Genomic DNA, 18,558 nt, shown 5'->3' on the forward strand with positions numbered 1-18,558 from the left:
TATGGTGACTCAAGAACCGCAAAAATCATACAAATAGAAAATGACATTAAAAGAAGCAGTATTAAAAAGTTTAGAAGACATTAACGATATCACCAATTATTTGGTAGTGCTAAATCACATAAATGAAAAAAACTATTATGACTTTGGTTTTGCTAAAACTCCTGGTTCTACGATTTCGGCAGTTTTAGGAGATTTTATTCGAAATGGAGATACGAGAGTAAAACGAATCAAACAAAATGGAGCTACTTATTCTTACTATCTGACCAAAAACGAGCAGAATATTGGTATTGAAATTTTGAGTGGTGAAACGGTAATTCCCTCAATAAAAACAACAAAGAACAATAAGTTCAAAACCTACGAAGAAAGGGATTTACATAAGATCTTGAGTAGTTATTTAAAGAATACTGACACTTACTCAAAGACAATATTTCACGAACAATCTAATGGTAAAGACAATAACCAAATTTGGACACATCCAGATATGATTGGTATAAAGTTTCTGCATTTGCAGACAAAAGCAAGTCAAAACTTCCTTAAATCAATCAATAGGGTTGATACTTTCAAATTAACTTCCTATGAACTCAAAAGAGAAATTAATAGCGATAGTGAACTTAAAAAAGCATTTTTTCAAGCGGTTTCAAATTCTAGCTGGGCAAATTATGGATATTTAGTTGCCTTTGAATTTAGCGACAGTTTAAATGAAGAAATGGCAAGACTTAATCAATCATTTGGAATAGGAATTATTGAGTTAAATGCAAATCCGTATCAAAGTAAAGTCCTCTATCCTTCTGTTTTTCGGGACCTAGATTTTAAGACAATTGATAAACTTTGCAAAATGAATAAAGAGTTTGAAAAATTCATAGAACAAATAGAAAAACTAATGACAGCAAGTGAAAAATATGTTTTGGGAGCGGAAAAAGAACTAGACGAATTTTGTGATGGATACTTTATTAATGATACAGAAGTGGAAAATTACTGTGCCGAAAGACATATACCTACAAACCCAGAATAAAAAGAATCAATGGCTATGAATCCATTTACAAAAAGTGCGAGACTTCAGTAGAATTGTCGTTTTGCGCCACGTTATTGTTAAAACGAAAACTGAGGGTTTACTAACTTCCAGCCATCTATAAGTGACAAAAGGTTATGTAATAGTTTCGCGCTAAGTAAAAAATTAGCCAGATAGTTTTAAACCAGACAAGATCATGAAAAATTTATTTATCGTCTATATACTTCTTCTCGTGACTGAAACTTCATTTTGTCAAGTTCCACATATCACTGAACAATTAACATATAATTCAATTCGAATTGAAACCGATAAAGCAGTTGGGACAGGCTTTTTCTTCAATTTTAAAGTCGAAAATGATTCTACAAAACATATTCCAGTTATAATTACAAATAAACATGTCATACAAGGAGCCACAAAGATTTTTCTTTACTTTAGAAAATCTATAAATGGAAGCCCTGAGAATGGCAATGCTTTTATTTATGAAATTCCTAATTCTTCTAAAACAGTAGTTCAACATCCAAGCACAAACATAGACTTAGTAGCAATTCCAATTGGACAAATACTTCAGCAAGCACAAAAAAACAATACTTTCATTTATACGGTAGGCTTTTCAGAAAATGAAATCCCAAATGACGAATTTCAAAAAAAAGAATTCAAAACATTTGAAGAAATTTTTATGATTGGATATCCAAATGGTTTATGGGATGAAACTAATAATATGCCAATTGTTAGAAAAGGAATAACAGCAACACCATCATATTTAGATTATAATGGTAAAAAAGAATTTTTAATAGATATCGCTGCATTTGGTGGTTCAAGTGGGTCTCCAATATTTCAATATAATGATTCAGGCTTTGTTGATAAAAAAGGCAATGCTCAATTTGGCGCTTCAAGATTATTTTTACTTGGTATTTTGTATGCAGGACCATTATATACCGTAAATGGAGAAGTGTTAAAGGCAATCCCTGGAACGTACTCTGAAAAAGTTAAGTCCGAAATGCCTATGAATTTAGGCTATGTTATTAAATCGTCTGAAATTTTGGAATTTAAAAAAGTTTTAAAATAAAACAATCACTAAGGGATTAAATGCGTCCAGATCACAAGCATTGAATGCGCCTCGCGCAGTCTTTAGTAGCAACACTGTACGAAGTCCCGGGTCTAGCGCAAGCATATCGCTGGTGCCCACAACTAAAGAAGGTAAAACGAAGAAAGAAAGTCGCTCAAGCGACTGTCTTTCTTTTTATAGTGAAACGTTTTAATTTCTCCACACATTCAAATAAATTTGTCTAATTTTATAAAATGGAAATTAAAGATTTAAACAAAATAAGTACTGCTGAGAAAATTGTTTTAGTAGAACAGTTATGGGATAGTGTTTCCAAAAAAGACATTGTTGTTTCACCTGAAATTAAATCCGAATTAGATTTTCGATTGCAAAAAGTTAAGGAAGGTAAAGCTGAATATTTTACATGGCAAGATGTAAAAAAACATATTGACACAATTAGATAAATGTATAATTTACATTTTATAAAGGAAGCTTTATTAGATATTGAAGAAACAGTTCTTTGGTATGAAGAACAGAGGAGTGGGCTTTCCTATGATTTTGAGCTTTGTTTAGAAGCTGGCTTAAATAAAATATCTAGAAATCCTTCTTCATTCCAAAAAAGATATAAATCTGTAAAAATTCTTTTCATATCTCGTTTTCCTTACGGAATACATTATATAATTAATGATGAAAAGATAAGCATAATTGGAGTCTTTCATACTTCACGCTCTCCAAGGAATTGGGAATTTAGATTAAACTCTCCGCTATAGAGTAAGCGCACGCTCCCAGAAGTCTTCATCAACATCGCTCTACGAAGTCTCCTGACTTCGTCCCTATTTTTACATGCCTTTACAATTATGTAATTACATGAATCATTAGCTTATTTACATATTCAAATATCAATATTTTGCATTAAAAATAAATACTTGTGTTCATTGATCATTGGATTGGGTGCGACGACGGAGACATTTGCGCCTTACAAGCCGTTTTCAAGAAGATCTTTTTTGACAAACCTTAGCTGATAAATGAATTATGTTTAATAGACAGTTGCGGTTTTTTAAAATTTTAGCGGTTTTAGACCTGCTTGAGTTACATGATAATTTAAAATACACGTGCTAAATATAAAATAAACACACGTGCTTTAAAATATTTATTATCTTTGAAAAAAAAAATGAACACAAAGTTAACTTTAACAATCGAACAAGAAATAATTTCAAAGGCAAAAGAATATGCCAAACAGAAAAACAGAAGCCTTTCAAATATCATTGAAAACTATCTAAAATCTTTAACAAAAGCGGAGGATAAGGAAGAAAAAATTAAACTTTCTCCGCTTTTAAAATCTTTAAAAGGGTCATTTCAAATGCCTAAAGACTTTATTTACAAAGAAGAACTTACAAAAAGACTTGAAGAAAAATATTTATAATGGAAAATGTTTTAATCGATACAGATGTAATTCTAGATTTTTTCTTTGACCGCCAACCCTTCGCAGAATTTGCTGCCGAACTATTTTTGCTATGTGAAAACAATGAAATAAAAGGATTTGTAACTCCTGTAATAATTAGTAATGTGTATTATTTACTAAGAAAAACAGCGAAACACGAAATCATTACAGAAAAATTAAAACAGCTTCTTACCATAATTGATATTGTTGAAATGAATAAAGAAGTGGTAATTGATGCTCTTAATTCAAAATTTAAAGATTTTGAAGATGCGTTACAAAATTTTGCTGCTTCAAATAATGGAACTATTCAAATTATATTAACTAGAAATATTAAAGATTTTCGAAATAGTAAACTCGCTATAATTACTCCAGAAATTTATCTAAAAAACAAATCCAACTAGTAAAATCAAAAGATTCGTTGCAACCGCCACGGCAAACGAACATCCGAGCAACAATGGACGTATTAAAGAATGAAGCCGCGTTTAAATCCTCCACGGCTCAAAAATTTGTAAAAAAATACATGCAATTAACACGGTGGAATTATCGTCAAAATATCAACAGTCTCCCAAGCAACTGGAATTAAAAGACAAAGTAGGCCTCTTTTTTTTGCAATGCAATGAGATTGATTTTTTATATTGCTTTCTTTCAAATTTGAGTATAGAAAACCTTATTCATGAAGATGTGATTTTAGATTCTTAATTTATTTGATCTAAATCTGGAATTAAAGAATCTAAAAGTATTAATCTCATTTCTCTTTTTTTTCAGCCCTTTTTTATGCTTTATAATTTCTAAGAGCTATTACAAATTATTTTAAAAGATCCCCTTTTAGTGTACGATAATTAATTATATTTACCTAAGGTTCAGCACTTTTGAACACAATTTAAGCTTTTATACAAACTTTTGTAGGGATAATTTAAATGAAATCTTATGATAATTCTTAAAAATTCCAGAATAATTAATAGAAGACCTTATTTGTTTTTATTAATTATAATAGTTAGTCTGTTCAACAGTTTTACGTGTAATGCTCAATTCAAATACCCAACAGCTAGAAAAGAAGCTTTTGACAGTCTGATCCATGGCAGGAAATTGATTGATGATTATTTTTGGATGAGCCGTAAGAATAATGAAAAAGAAGTGACAGAATTTAGCAGGCAACAGAGCAAACTTACGCAAACGATCTTTGATAGTATTCCGGGCGATTCTATTATAGAAAAAGAATGGAATGAGGCTTTTACCACACTAGATGATGAACTATGGAATGGTGAAACTGTTGGGGAATATATTTACTACAGCAGGGTAATTCCAAAAGAAGGCATGTGGTATTGCAGGAGAAAAGGATTAAATGGCGCTGAGGAAAAGGTATTGAGCTCTGTTAAAATAAATGGCCAGCGGTATTCCATCCAAAAGAGAGTCTTTGCACATAGCAAATCTTTATTGGCACTTATGCTCACACAGCAAGGAGAAGCAAACCCACAGATAAGAATTTATGACATTGATAAAAAAGAGTTTTTAATAGATAGTATTGCTCCAGTGATGTTCAACGATTCTCGGGGAGTTTCTATGACATGGCTGCCTGACGACAAAGGAATTTTATACTCTCAGGCCCCACCAACAGAAATACATGAAAAAAAATATTATAATGGAATGATCAAGCTGCATATGTTAGGTAATGCTGTTTCAAAAGATGAGATTGTTTTTGGTATCGATCAAAATCCACAAATAAAATTACAACCACACGAAACACCTTATATCTACAGCTTTCGTAACTCACCTTACCTTGTTGCCAGAATAAGAGCTGGGGATAATGATAATTATGCTTTTGCCGTTCACTATACAGAACTAAGCGGGAAGAATACGCCCTGGAAAAAACTAAAGAATTACACCAATCTCGGTGATGGCTTTGATGCAAACGGTAATTATTTATATGCTGGCACAAAAGACATACCTGGTTACAATATAGTTAAGATTAACTTGGAAATTGGAGCAAGTCCCGAAGCTTTTTGGCAACAGGAAAACACTGTTATCGCTGTTACAGATAATAATCATAATTCGGGTATTATTGCGGGTAAGGATGTGCTTTACGTACTGACTAGAAAAATTGGTGATATGCGAATAATAAAAATAGATTTGAAAACAAAATCCGCTTCAGTTTTACCACTTAAATTTAAAGGTTCCATCAATAGCTTATCTCTTTCAGGAGCTAATGATCTTTTATTCGCCAGTTTTTCTGCAACACGCAGCGTTCAATACTTTCTGTATGTATTTAAGTCGAAAGAAACGATGTCTGTTCCATTTGCCGATAAAGTATACGATGCAGGTGAATTTTTGCAAACCGATCTAATGTGGGTACCTTCTCGTGATGGTAAAAGAATTCCAGCTTCACTAGTGTATAAAAAAGGACTAGATCTTACAAACAATAACCCACTTTTAATAGATGGCTATGGCAATGGCGGCGCGGTAACTGACCTTGGTTATGATCCTAACAAATTACCATGGATAATGCGCGGTGGTATTTATGCTGTTGCCCATGTTCGCGGCGGTGGTGAGTTGGGAGAAGAATGGGCAAAAGATGGGCAGTTTCCGAATAAAATGAATTCGATCAATGATGCAGTTGATGTTGCCGAGTATTTTGTAAAAAATAATTATACCTCTGCGAATAAGCAATTGATCATGGGAGCAAGCGCCGGATCTTTCCTTGTTGGCAATGCCATTAATCAACGTCCCGATCTCTTTGCCGGTGGTATTTTTCTTTCTGGCCTTCCTGATCTGGTTACCAACATGGATGCCGCAGGTGGTAGGGAACAAAAATCAACAGGTCCTTTGACTACGAAAGAAGGGTTTAATTCAAGATATAGCATTAGTGCCTATTATAATATCCCCCAGAATAATAAATTGCCTGCAATGCTAATCTTGCATGGCGCTACAGATTATATACTCAGCATGCACCCTGTAGCAAGGTATACAGCCAAATTGCAGGAAATGCAAAAAGGAAATAGGCCGATCTTACTTTCGGTTGATTGGAATAGTGGTCACGGGGGTTCTCAAAGTGAATTATTATATATTCTGAAGTTTGCCTTATGGCAGACGGGCCATCCGGATTTTCAATTAAAATGAAAATTATTTACTACAAATTACCGCCGTCACCTAACCATAATATCTAATTAAAAATGGGCTGTTAATTAAATAAGGCCATTTATGGCTTTTGTTTAAAAGTGGTAAAGACAAAAAGAAAGTGCAATTAATAAAACTATTTTCTGCAGTTTTATCAAATGAAAATCAAAGATTTAAACACCATAAGTGCTGCTGAAAGAATTGTTTTAACGGAACAATTGTGGAATAGTTTGCCAAAAAAAGAAATTGAAATTTTATCTTATTTAAAATCCGAACTGATTTTAGGTTATAAAAAATAAAGGAAGGCACTGGTGAATACTTTACCACGCAAAAGGTTAAAAAGCATTTTAATTCCCTTCGATAGATAAATCATTTTAGACAGCATAAAACTACCGTTACACTATCAATAATGTCTCTGAGATACTACACCAATAAATCTTTCTATATAAAATGCAACAATTTAACCATTTTCATAAAAGTGAGAATTTCATAAAACTCTACTAATATAGTATAAGGTCCCACTGACTTACAATGAGTAACTTTATAGCATTAAATATAAGTTATCATCCCAAATAGCAACAGCACTAAAATTGTTATTTTCTAACCAAAAACCTAAATATGGAAACTAAAGAATTTACGATTACTAACGATTTATTAGCCTCGAAGGGACAACGGTTTTTAAATCTTGTCATTGACTCATTTATAGTTTACATGTTCACAGTTGGTATTGGGGCAGCCATAAATATTATAGGAGAAGTGATTGGGAATTACAAATTATCAGAGTGGATCATATCCTTGACCGTCACCGAAAATCTACTTTTTGGATTGGTAGTGCTGTTTTTTTATTATACAATTATGGAGTTTTATTTTTCCAGAACTTTTGGGAAATATTTTACAAAAACAATAGTAGTTAAACATAACGGCAGCAGACCAAAAGTAAAAAGTATTGTTATAAGAACGTTAGTTCGTATGATTCCTATTGAAGCCTTTTCGTTTTTATCAGATAACGCAAGAGGATGGCATGATACATTATCAGTTACTTATGTCGTGAATAAACATGAATTTATTTCTCGAATAAAATTATAAAGATTTTTGCGAGTAGTGCGAGCTATTTATTGCATTTTTTTTTATTTGTTTAGATTTTATGCAGCAAAATAATCTTTATAATCGGCATTTTAATATGTACCCTTGAATAGTTTCCCCGTAATACTTTATTTAATATCTAAAATATAAGAAAACTAGGTTTTTTTCAGCGTTACTGCTATTTAGCGGTCTTACTGTTTTATCAAAAATTTAAAACCTTAAATAAAATTTGATGCGGTTCAATTATATTTTATTTTTTTTACCGTGTTGTCTAAATTACTAAAATGTCGTTTAGTGAAAAAAGAACACAACTTGAAAGTCGCTTTTGATTAGAATCGTGATAATGATTTGGCAAAGGTTTATCAATTAATAAAAACAAAAAACTCAACTATCTAATAAGAAGATAATTGAGTTGTTTTAAGTGCGGATAATAGGACTCGAACCTACACGCCTTGCGGCACCAGATCCTAAGTCTGGCATGTCTACCAATTTCACCATATCCGCGCAATTGTGGGTGCAAAGATAAACATAAGTTCCACTTTACAAAGAAATTTTTAAAAAAATATTCATTCTCTTTTTTGTACTTTTGAAATTATAAAAAAAAAGTAATGGATAATATAAAATCGTACGTTCTACAACATAAAGATCGTTTTATAAACGAATTAATTGAATTATTAAAAATTCCATCTGTAAGTGCCGACACAGCTTATTGCCAAGATGTTATCGACACAGCCGATGCCGTAAAAGTGAGTTTAGAAAAAGCAGGATGCGACCATGTCGAAATTTGCGAGACCGCAGGTTACCCTATAGTGTACGGTGAAAAAATAATAGATCCAAGTTTACCCACAGTCCTTGTGTACGGTCATTATGACGTTCAACCGCCAGATCCTATTGAACTTTGGACCTCTCCCCCATTCGAACCCGTAATTAAAAAAACCGAAATTCATCCTGAAGGAGCCATTTTTGCTCGAGGCGCCTGCGATGATAAAGGCCAAATGTATATGCACGTAAAAGCTTTTGAATATATGATTCAAAGCAATACTTTGCCGTGTAATGTTAAATTCATGATTGAAGGCGAAGAAGAAGTCGGGAGTGTAAACCTGAAAACTTTCGTTGAAAACAATGTGGAGAAACTTAAAAATGATGTGATTTTAATTTCAGATACTGGAATGATCTCTAATCAGCAGCCGTCTATTACAACAGGTCTTCGTGGACTAAGTTATGTAGAAGTAGAAGTTACTGGGCCAAACCGTGATTTACACTCGGGTTTATACGGTGGAGCAGTTGCGAATCCAATCAATATTTTGGCCAAAATGATTGCGTCACTGCATGATGAAAACAATCACATCACCATTCCAGGATTCTATGATAATGTCGAAGAATTATCGCTAGAAGAAAGAGCTGAAATGGCCAAAGCGCCTTTCAACTTAGAAAATTATAAAAAAGCACTTGACCTAAATGACATATATGGAGAGAAAGGCTATGTGACTAATGAGCGAAACTCGATTCGTCCTACGCTTGATGTAAACGGAATTTGGGGTGGTTACACTGGCGAAGGTGCAAAAACAGTTATCGCTAGCAAAGCTTTCGCTAAAATATCGATGCGTTTAGTACCCAATCAAGAATGGGAACACATCACTAAACTGTTCACAAAACATTTTACAAGCCTCGCTCCTGCTGGCGTTACTGTAAAAGTAAAACCGCATCACGGCGGGCAAGGATACGTAACTCCTATTGACAGCATAGGCTACAAAGCGGCGAATATGGCTTATACAGAAACCTTTGGCGTGCCGGCAATTCCTGTGCGTTCTGGCGGAAGTATTCCCATCGTGGCGCTGTTCGAAAAAGAACTAAAAAGCAAAACAATCTTAATGGGATTTGGCTTAGACAGTGATGCAATTCACTCGCCAAATGAGCATTTTGGGATATTCAATTACCTAAAAGGGATCGAAACCATTCCGTTGTTTTATAAATATTTTGTGGAATTGAGTAAATAAAATTTCTCTAATTCATATTAAAAGCCCGTTTGTTCTTAATTGAATAAATGGGCTTTTTGTTTGGGCGTTCCCTTGTTGCAGCAATTTTCAGGAAAACTCAAGATACTGCTAGCAACACGGTCAGGTTTTCTACTGCAAATGAAATTCACTAAATACCAAAATTAAAATAAAATCATAATGAAGTAGTCTTTTTATGCTCCGTTCCTGCGTATAAAAAGGATTTCATCTGTAACCCTTAACGCGAGAATTTTTGCTAAAAATGACATTTACGATTTCAAAACAAGTGACTAAATCAGATTGAATTTATCTCCGTTGCTTTGTGAAATTAACATTAAAAGTCCGTTTGTTCTTAATTGAATAAACGGACTTTTTGTTTGGGCGTTCCCTTGTTGCAGCAATTTTCAGGAAAACTCAAGATACTGCTTGCAACAATGTCAGGTTTTCCGCTGCAAATGAAATTCACTGAATACCAAAATTAAAATAAAATCATAATGAAGTAATCATTTTATGCTCCGTTCCTACGCATAAAAAGGATTTCCACTGCAACCCCGAACGCAAGCATTTTTGCAGAGAATAACGTTTACGATTCTAAAACAAATAATCAGAACAAAATGATGTCGTCTTTGATCTATATAAGAAATTTAAGAATATATAAGTTTTTTCAATACTTCCATTATTTTAGACTTTATCAGCTTAAGCGGTGAAATTACTGTCCTGTTTTTGTCAAATCGAGCGCAGTCGAGATTACGTGCGACTTACAAACAACATTTCGTGATTCATTACAACCATGATGAAGTGCTCAACCTGACAAATTTCAATTCTTTTTACCAGTAAATTAAAAATATAAATTGGATTAATTCGATTTTAAAAAATTTCATGAAAAAGTGCTGGAATCTGGAGTAATGTTATTGGCATTATTAGAGAAGAAAATAAATGTGTGGATTGGAGAGCAATAGTTATTGGAATTATTCAAATTTTATCCCATTTTAATGTAAAGAAGTTCATCCATCAACATTTAAATTTTTATAAACCATTAAGAAAATTAAGTAAAATTAAGCTTTAATATTAATTAGTCTTTGAAATTACTGTCCTGTTTTTGTCAAATCGAGCGTAGTCGAGATTACGTGCGATTTACAAACATCGTTTCGTGTTTCATCAATCATGATGACGTGCTCAACCTGAAAAATTTCAATTCTTTTTACCAGTAAATTCAAAACGTTGCAGCAATTTTAGGAAAACTCAAGATACTGCTAACAACAAGGTCAGGTTTTCCGCTGCAAATGAAATTCACTGAATACCAAAATTAAAATAAAATCATAATGAAGTAATCATTTTATGCTCCGTTCCTACGCATAAAAAGGATTTCCACTGCAACCCCGAACGCAAGCACTTTTACTAAGAATAACGTTTACGATTTCAAAACAGTTTTTGTTAAAATCGAAAAAACCAAAATAATCTGCAACAGAAATTGAGGGTTAGTGAAGTATCGTTGCACTTTTTCTAACTTGATTATTTATTCAACAAGCTCAAAAGAACTCTTCGACCTGTTCACAAGGACTTTTCAAGAGACTCAGATCAAAATTCAATTCCTGATTTTCTGATCCTTTTTCTAAAAATTATTATCAAAAAATAATTTAACTTGGCAAAACCAAATAGTTACATTTTAAATTTTCATTTTCATAAAATAGCTATAGTTTGTAAGATAATGTTTTAAATTATAGCATAAAATTGTCAAAAATGAGAAAGTTGATATTGCTTTTAAGTTTTATTATTTTGAGTTTATCCTCTTGTAAAACGCGCCCATTAAACCAAAAAATTGATAAAAAAAGGGAAGGACTGTGGATAGAAAAATATTCGCAGGATAGCGCTCTATATAAATCCATTGGGAAATATAAAAATGACGATCCTATCAAAAAGTGGAGATATTACCAAAATTCCAAATTAATAAAAAAGGAAAAGTACAAGCAAAGCAGCTGTTTTACTCGCATTTACCATCGAAATGGGAAAATACAATCTAAAGGAAAAACAGTTTTAGACAACAGCACAAAATACGCCCACTGGTATTATAGCGGCAACTGGAATTTTTATAACGAGAAAGGCAAACTAATACTAAAACGTTTTTATCAAAAAGGCGATCTCGTTTCTGAAACATTAGTAAAAAAATAAAAAATACCTCAACTGATTAACTCATAAATACAATTAATGTCTCGCAATTTGAACAGCTCAATAGCAAATAAAAAAAATCCGCTTTTAAAGGCGGATTTTTTAAAAAACTACAAACTAAAAAAAACTACTAACTAAAATTTTTATCAGGATTGTAACCTAAATAAGCCATTTCTTGCTCTTTAAAAATAACACCATATTCTTCTAACTCTTTCAAAATAGGCTGATACACTTCTTTCAGAATTGGTCGTTGAACACCAGTTGTTTTTATTTTGCCGTTAAGTATTAACAAAGTTGCCATCGCCACAGGTAAACCAACAGTTTTTGCCATTGCTGTGTACATTTGATCCTCGCCTATACAGACCATTTTGGAATCGATTTGCTTTGTTTCTCCATCAATTTCGTAACCAAATTTATGATACATCACAATCATGTCTTTGTCGTCTGGTTGCAAAGTCCAACTATCACTCAATATTTTTTCCAAGATTTGTGCAGGAGTAGCATTCTTTATACCCACAATTTTATGGTGATTGAATAGGTCTAGTTCTAAAAGTTTGTCCCACATGATATCATCTTGATCAATTTTTAAAATCAAACGCGTTTTTATTTCAACAGAATCCGTGGGATGATAAGGCAAAAAGGAGTTAACAAAATTTCTATAACTCATCGTCTCTGAATTTTCCATCACATAACTATCATCAGTCATTCCAAGCTGAACAAACATGTTCCAAGCTTTAGAAAAACCAACTTTCCTTATCGTCCCTCTATATAAAGTGAGCACATCATCTAGTCCATAAACGGAACGGTATTTCAAAGAATCTCTATTTGAGTAACCCTCAAATCGACCGTAACCTTCCACATCTAGGAACTCAGTCCTACGAAATAAATTACAATACGGTATATATTTGTATGTTCCTTCTTGGATAAACTTTGCTGCACCACCTTGACCAGCAAGAACCACGTTTCGCGGTGCCCAAGTAAATTTATAATTCCACAGATTATTATCTGATTCTGGGGCGACAAGCCCTCCACAAAAGGACTCAAATAAAATCATTTTGCCGCCTTTCTCCTTTATTTCATCAATCACTTTCATCGCACTCATGTGATCAACTCCGGGATCGAGTCCTATTTCATTCATGAAAATTAGATTATTTTCTTTTGCAGCAACGTCTAATTCGTCCATTGCATCGCTAATATATGAAGCGGTAACCAAATGTTTTTTATAGATAATGCAATCCTTAGCAACCTCAATATGTAAATGAGCTGGTAACATTGACACAACGATAGCTGCTTTTTGAATAGCGTCTTTCCTTTGATGTTCATCATAAATATCAAGAGCAATTGGCGTAGCATTATGGTGGTTATTCGTTTTCTTTTGGGCTAGAGCCAATGACAAATCAGCAATTACAAGATGTAAATTCTCTTTCTCTGATTTATTTAGAAGATATTGAATTAGCGATGATGCTGATCTTCCGGCTCCAATAATAAGAATTGTTCTCATTTTTATAAATTTGTAACACAAACATACGATAATGTTGTATTCATAACAAATTGCATCAGTTAAACTTTGCTGTTAAAAACCAAAAGTCAAATCATTTAGTACAATTGTTAAAAGAGAATCATTTTACAATTTGTCAAATTGAAATTCTCGATAATGATTTATTGCAAGTTTTTCTACATTAATTGTTGATACTTTAACAAGCTCAAAGTGATAGTAAGATTTTATTAAATGTTGCTCATAAAATAATCATCAATATTACTACCAAATTTGCACACTACCCTAATTAATGACTTTCATAACAATAATTATACAGCAGAACAATATTCAGGAATGCACAGCTCACAACCATCCGTTTATTATGTTACAAAATTTAAAACTAACGAGCACGTTTGCTCCTTTATAATTGAATATTCAATAAATTTGTATCACTTAATTAGAAAGACATAATGGAAAAAAAGATAATTTCAACTGCGGCAATTTTAGGAATGATTGCAATCATATTTGGAGCTTTTGGCGCACATGCGTTAAAAAAGGTATTATCATTAGATCAATTGGCCACTTTTGAAACGGGAGTTCGATACCAAACCTATCATGCTTTGTTTTTACTGTTGATTGGAATCATGCCCAACTTGGCTGAGAAAACAAAAAAATATATCTATTATTTCACACTTTTTGGGGTTATTTTATTCTCAGGATCTATTTATCTGCTAGCCACAAACAATCTTACTTCATTTGATTTTAAAATTATTGGGTTTGTAACTCCTATTGGCGGACTCCTATTAATTCTAGCGTGGGGAACCTTATTATCTCATTTTTTTGACAAAAAGTCACAAAACAAGAATAATCAAAACATATCTGAGATATAATTTCTATTTTTGCAGACGATAAATTAAACCAAAATATCTAAAATTACATGAATAATAACACACCGTTTACGAAATCGATTTCGCTAATTGACATGGGAATTGAAAACGCAAAGATTCATTATCAATTATCAGCCAACGAATTACATGAAAAAACAATTACACTTGGCCAAGGAGTTGAAGTTTCAACAGGAGCTTTAGCGGTAAATACTGGCGAGTACACTGGCCGTTCGCCGCAGGATCGTTACATCGTTAGAGATGCAATTACAGAAGACAAAGTTTGGTGGGGAAAAGTAAACATACCATTTGAACCAGCTGCATTTGACTCTCTTTATAAAAAAGTCACTACTTATTTATCCAATAAAGAGGTTTACGTTCGAGATTCCTACGTATGCGCTGATCTAAATTACAGATTAAATATTCGCGTGGTTACAGAGACACCATGGGCAAACTTGTTTTGCTACAATATGTTTTTACGACCAGAAGAAAAAGAACTTGAAAACTTCACAGCCGATTGGACTTTACTATGTGTTCCAAGCTTTATGGCAGATCCAGCAGTTGATGGAACACGCCAGAGTAATTTTGCAATAATCGATTTTACTCGCAAAATTGCATTAATTGGAGGAACTGGATACACCGGTGAAATGAAAAAAGGAATTTTTTCAGCTTTAAATTTTATTCTTCCTGTTGACAAAAACACGCTTCCAATGCACTGCAGTGCTAATGTGGGGAAAAATGGAGATACAGCAATCTTCTTTGGCTTGTCTGGAACTGGAAAAACAACACTTTCAGCAGATCCTGCTAGAAAATTGATTGGAGATGATGAGCACGGATGGACGAATGAAAATACAGTTTTCAACTTCGAAGGCGGATGTTACGCCAAAGTGATTAATCTTTCTGAAGAGAACGAACCAGATATTTTTAGAGCTATCAAAAAAGGGGCTATTTTAGAAAATGTGATCATTAATAAAGAAACAAATGAAGTTGACTTTGACGATGTATCCATTACCCAAAATACACGTGTAAGTTACCCAATTGATCATATTGACAATATCCAGCCAAGTTCTATTGGAAATAATCCAAAGAATATATTTTTCTTAACTGCCGATTCCTTTGGAATTTTGCCTCCAATTTCAAAATTAACTCCAGGTCAAGCTGCTTATCACTTTATCTCTGGTTATACCGCTAAAGTTGCAGGAACCGAAGCAGGAATTACTGAACCGCAACCCAATTTCTCCGCTTGTTTTGGCGCACCATTTATGCCTTTGCACCCAACAAAATATGCTGAAATGCTTAGCAAAAAAATGAAAGATGCTAATGTAAAAGTTTGGTTGATCAACACAGGATGGACCGGCGGTGCTTACGGTATAGGAAGTAGAATGAAATTAAAATACACCCGTGCTATGATTACCGCTGCATTAAACGGTGAGTTAGACAAGGTGGAATATAAAAATCATAAGGTTTTTGGGATTGCAATTCCGCAATCTTGTCCAAATGCGCCAAGCGAAATTTTAAATCCAAGAAATACTTGGGAAGACCAAGATTTATACGATATAAAATCGGAAGAATTAGGTCAAAAATTCAGAGCTAACTTTGCTAAGTTTGAAGAATTTGCCAATGACGAAATTATGGCTGGAGCTCCGCTAGCATAAGTTAATTTTAATTCAATTAAAAAGAGAGCTGTTCCTTAGGAGCAGCTCTCTTTTTTATTTGTTAAAAATCGTAACACAAAGATGTAAATATAGACCAATCAACTAATTATACCAAGATTCATTTTTTGGCGTTACCTTTATCAATCATAAATACAAAAAATTCAATCTGCTGAAACAGTCAAAATCAATCAAATTCAATCAATCAATCAATCAATCAATCAATCATGTTAAAACAATTTTTTATTCTTTGCTCAGGAGCCGACAAAAACCTGCTTGAAAGTTGCTCCGAAGGTGAGCAAACAAAATATGTCGGCATTGGAGCTACCGTTTTTTTTACCGCCGTTATGGCATTTATAGCAAGTGCGTATGCATTGTTTACGGTGTTTGACAGTGTTTATCCCGCATTACTTTTTGGATTGGTTTGGAGTTTACTTATTTTCAATCTCGATCGTTTTATAGTTTCTACCATTCGAAAAAGAGACAAAATAGGAAGCGAATTACTGCAAGCAACGCCACGAATTATTCTGGCAGTTATTATTGCAATCGTAATTTCGAAACCTTTAGAAATTAAAATATTTGAAAAGGAAATCAATACTGTTTTGCTAAAAGAGAAAAATGCGATGGCGTTGAATAACAAAAAAGAAGTTGCAGCTTATTTCAAAACCGATTTAGACAAGAACAAAGCTGAAATTGACAGCTTAAAAGCCGCTATTAGCAAAAAAGAAAACGAAGTTGATAGTTATTACGAAACCTACATTGCCGAAGCTGAAGGAACCGCAGGAACAAAAAAATTAGGGAAAGGACCCGTTTTTAAAGAAAAAATTGCCAAACATGATTTGGCTACCGCCGAATTGGATACGCTTCGCAAAAACAACTTGGTAATAATTGCCGAAAAAGAAAGCAAAACTAAAATTTTGCAGGCAGATTTAGATAAGAAAATTAGCGAGACCCAACCCATTATTGATGGCTTCGATGGTTTGATGGCTAGAATTAATGCGCTGAATAAATTGCCTTGGTTGCCTTCGTTTTTTATAATGCTGCTGTTTTTAGCAATTGAAACATCACCTATTATTGCCAAATTATTATCACCAAAAGGCGAGTATGATTTTAAACTCGAAGATCTAGAAACTGCACTAAAAGCTACATTGGAACAAGATAAATACCAGCGAAATTTATTAGTAAAAACCAGCGCAGCAATGCATGACAAGGTTTATGAAGATATCGCTCAAGACAAAAATTTATACGCTCTTCAAAAGCAAAAAGCGACAGAATTACTGGAATTACAGGCTCATAATTTTGTGGAGAAACAGAAGAAAACTTTTTGATTATGAATACGATACCTAGTGAAAAAAAATTCCTTTTAAGCTATAGAATGAAGTAAGTGTTTAGCGTTTACTCTTTTTTAAAATAATAAACACCTTAAGTATTATAACTAGAGACTTACGTTTAATTACTGCAATAAATAATTCTATTAAATATAAAAAGCACCAGCAATTACTGGTGCTTTTTGCATGTGTTTATATAATCTTACAACTTACATGTGACTTAAAATCTCTTTTTTGAACGAATCGTATTCGCCTTGTAAAATCAATCCGTTATCGAGTAATTTTTTGTAATTCTGCAATTTTTCAAAAAGTTGGTCTTGTGACAATCCGCTTAGTGAGTCTTCGTTTATAACATTAGATGGCGGTTGTATTTGTTCTTTATCCAAATTAAAAATGGGTGGAGCAACAGGCATAATTTCGGCAAAACTAGTCACTTCCTCCGTTTCGATTTCTTCAATAATTTCATAATCATCCTCAACTGCATCGCTATTCGTTTCCTCAATGATAACAGCATCAATTGTCGCACCGTTTTTTAAAATGTCTAGTTGTTCTTTGGCGTAAGTGAAAATTTTACGCGCTTGAATTTTCGGGATATAATCAATAGAAACAGACATATCCGTTTTAGTAGAAAATGAAAACTCTGATCCTAAAATATTTTCTTTCACAAAAGTGCCTTCAATTTGATCCCAAGTGTAATCGATAAAATCCATTGATAAACCAAGATTTTTTGGTTGGCAAATGATAATACGTTTGTTAGTCATTACAATACTATCTGGCAAAACAGTGATGGCCGGCTTTTTTTGAACGGCGATATATCCTATTTCCTCATTCTTCATCAATAAATCACTCAACTTAGCAGCTATTTTTTCGATAGCTTTCGGATCTTGTTCTTCGTTTAAAAACTTCTTGAATTGCTCTTTCATTTGATATACTTAATTGGTTAAAATGGCTACTTTATTATTTGGTCACTCAGCATTTGCAAAAGTAATGCCTAATTTTCTAATTCTAGAATTTCCTGCTGTAATTTGATGGTTAAACCGACAAAAATCAATTCATAGGAATGATCAATTAATTCCTTAATAAAAACATCTGAAACCGACTGATTAACTGCCACTGTGTTCCAATGAATCTTACTCATATGATAACCGGGTTGAATTGCATCGTATTGTTCCCGAAGTTCTAGAGCTCGTTCCGGATCACATTTTAAATTTATAGATGGCGTTCCGCTTTCCCATTGCAGTAAAGAAGATAATGCAAACATTTTTCCACCCACTTTAAAAACCAAAGTGTTATCATCAAAAGGAAAATGTTCCGTTACCCCTTTTTTAGAAAGACAATACGTATAATAAGTTTCCAAATTCATAAAACTTG

Annotated in this window: 17 protein-coding genes and 1 tRNA gene; 14 read left to right on the forward strand and 4 right to left on the reverse strand. The window is 33.2% G+C overall.

The window, feature by feature from the left end; translation table 11 throughout:
• Nucleotides 1–40: 40 nt before the first annotated feature.
• The 9 genes from BUB42_RS01110 to BUB42_RS01145 all read left to right on the forward strand — a co-directional run bounded on the left by BUB42_RS01110 (nt 41) and on the right by BUB42_RS01145 (nt 7,689).
• On the forward strand, nt 41–1,012 hold the full coding sequence (locus tag BUB42_RS01110) for a hypothetical protein (RefSeq protein ID WP_073016342.1): 972 nt from the start codon (nt 41–43) through the stop codon (nt 1,010–1,012).
• Between the two features lie 193 nt (nt 1,013–1,205).
• Nucleotides 1,206–2,075 (forward strand): S1 family peptidase, encoded by an 870-nt coding sequence (locus BUB42_RS01115; protein ID WP_084118257.1) that lies wholly within the window; start codon nt 1,206–1,208, stop codon nt 2,073–2,075.
• 233 nt (nt 2,076–2,308) lie between these two features.
• Complete coding sequence (locus BUB42_RS01120) at nt 2,309–2,515, forward strand: addiction module protein (RefSeq protein ID WP_073016344.1); 207 nt, start codon at nt 2,309–2,311, stop codon at nt 2,513–2,515.
• Nucleotides 2,516–2,821 carry a type II toxin-antitoxin system RelE/ParE family toxin gene (locus BUB42_RS01125; RefSeq protein ID WP_073016346.1) on the forward strand — a complete coding sequence of 102 codons (306 nt, stop codon included), beginning with the start codon at nt 2,516–2,518 and terminating at the stop codon, nt 2,819–2,821. It abuts the gene before it with no gap.
• A gap of 401 nt (nt 2,822–3,222) precedes the next feature.
• Nucleotides 3,223–3,474, forward strand: a complete 252-nt coding sequence (locus BUB42_RS01130; protein ID WP_073016348.1) for a DUF6364 family protein — start codon at nt 3,223–3,225, stop codon at nt 3,472–3,474.
• The gene (locus BUB42_RS01135) at nt 3,474–3,893 is read left to right on the forward strand and encodes a type II toxin-antitoxin system VapC family toxin (protein ID WP_073016350.1); all 420 of its coding nucleotides are present in this window, start codon (nt 3,474–3,476) and stop codon (nt 3,891–3,893) included. The genes BUB42_RS01130 and BUB42_RS01135 overlap by 1 nt, the downstream gene beginning before the upstream one ends.
• Nucleotides 3,894–4,419: 526 nt before the next feature.
• Nucleotides 4,420–6,606 (forward strand): prolyl oligopeptidase family serine peptidase, encoded by a 2,187-nt coding sequence (locus tag BUB42_RS01140; RefSeq protein WP_073016352.1) that lies wholly within the window; start codon nt 4,420–4,422, stop codon nt 6,604–6,606.
• A gap of 155 nt (nt 6,607–6,761) precedes the next feature.
• A complete protein-coding gene (locus tag BUB42_RS16335) occupies nt 6,762–6,902 on the forward strand; it encodes a hypothetical protein (RefSeq protein WP_170857169.1) in 141 nt (46 codons plus the stop codon).
• 319 nt (nt 6,903–7,221) lie between these two features.
• On the forward strand, nt 7,222–7,689 hold the full coding sequence (locus BUB42_RS01145) for an RDD family protein (RefSeq protein WP_073016354.1): 468 nt from the start codon (nt 7,222–7,224) through the stop codon (nt 7,687–7,689).
• Between the two features lie 419 nt (nt 7,690–8,108).
• Here BUB42_RS01145 and BUB42_RS01150 read toward each other — a convergent pair.
• Nucleotides 8,109–8,190: transfer RNA gene (locus BUB42_RS01150), tRNA-Leu, on the reverse strand.
• Nucleotides 8,191–8,294: 104 nt separating this feature from the next.
• Between BUB42_RS01150 and BUB42_RS01155 the strand changes: the two genes are divergently transcribed.
• Nucleotides 8,295–9,683 (forward strand): dipeptidase, encoded by a 1,389-nt coding sequence (locus BUB42_RS01155; protein ID WP_073016356.1) that lies wholly within the window; start codon nt 8,295–8,297, stop codon nt 9,681–9,683.
• 1,737 nt (nt 9,684–11,420) lie between these two features.
• Nucleotides 11,421–11,849 (forward strand): hypothetical protein, encoded by a 429-nt coding sequence (locus BUB42_RS01160; RefSeq protein WP_073016358.1) that lies wholly within the window; start codon nt 11,421–11,423, stop codon nt 11,847–11,849.
• Nucleotides 11,850–11,976: 127 nt separating this feature from the next.
• Here BUB42_RS01160 and BUB42_RS01165 read toward each other — a convergent pair whose 3' ends face one another.
• Entirely contained in the window at nt 11,977–13,347 is a 1,371-nt protein-coding gene (locus BUB42_RS01165; protein ID WP_073016360.1) for a saccharopine dehydrogenase family protein, read from the reverse strand.
• Between the two features lie 446 nt (nt 13,348–13,793).
• On the opposite strand from BUB42_RS01165, the gene BUB42_RS01170 reads away from it, so the two are divergent.
• From BUB42_RS01170 to BUB42_RS01180, 3 genes are all read left to right on the forward strand, one after another.
• Complete coding sequence (locus tag BUB42_RS01170; protein WP_073016371.1) at nt 13,794–14,213, forward strand: DUF423 domain-containing protein; 420 nt, start codon at nt 13,794–13,796, stop codon at nt 14,211–14,213.
• Nucleotides 14,214–14,260: 47 nt separating this feature from the next.
• Nucleotides 14,261–15,862, forward strand: coding sequence for a phosphoenolpyruvate carboxykinase (ATP) (gene pckA, locus BUB42_RS01175; RefSeq protein ID WP_073016373.1), 1,602 nt, complete (start codon nt 14,261–14,263; stop codon nt 15,860–15,862).
• A gap of 224 nt (nt 15,863–16,086) precedes the next feature.
• Nucleotides 16,087–17,187: a DUF4407 domain-containing protein gene (locus tag BUB42_RS01180; protein WP_073016375.1), complete on the forward strand. Its 1,101-nt coding sequence runs from the start codon at nt 16,087–16,089 to the stop codon at nt 17,185–17,187.
• A 209-nt stretch (nt 17,188–17,396) separates the two neighbouring features.
• Here the strand turns inward: BUB42_RS01180 and BUB42_RS01185 are convergent, their stop codons facing one another.
• Together BUB42_RS01185 and BUB42_RS01190 are read right to left on the reverse strand one after the other, a co-directional pair.
• Nucleotides 17,397–18,110, reverse strand: coding sequence for a PH domain-containing protein (locus BUB42_RS01185; RefSeq protein WP_073016377.1), 714 nt, complete (start codon nt 18,108–18,110; stop codon nt 17,397–17,399).
• A 68-nt stretch (nt 18,111–18,178) separates the two neighbouring features.
• Entirely contained in the window at nt 18,179–18,550 is a 372-nt protein-coding gene (locus BUB42_RS01190) for an MmcQ/YjbR family DNA-binding protein (protein ID WP_073016379.1), read from the reverse strand.
• Nucleotides 18,551–18,558: the final 8 nt, after the last annotated feature.

The sequence above is a fragment of the Flavobacterium micromati genome (assembly GCF_900129585.1).
GTDB classification, from domain to species: Bacteria; Bacteroidota; Bacteroidia; order Flavobacteriales; family Flavobacteriaceae; genus Flavobacterium; species Flavobacterium micromati.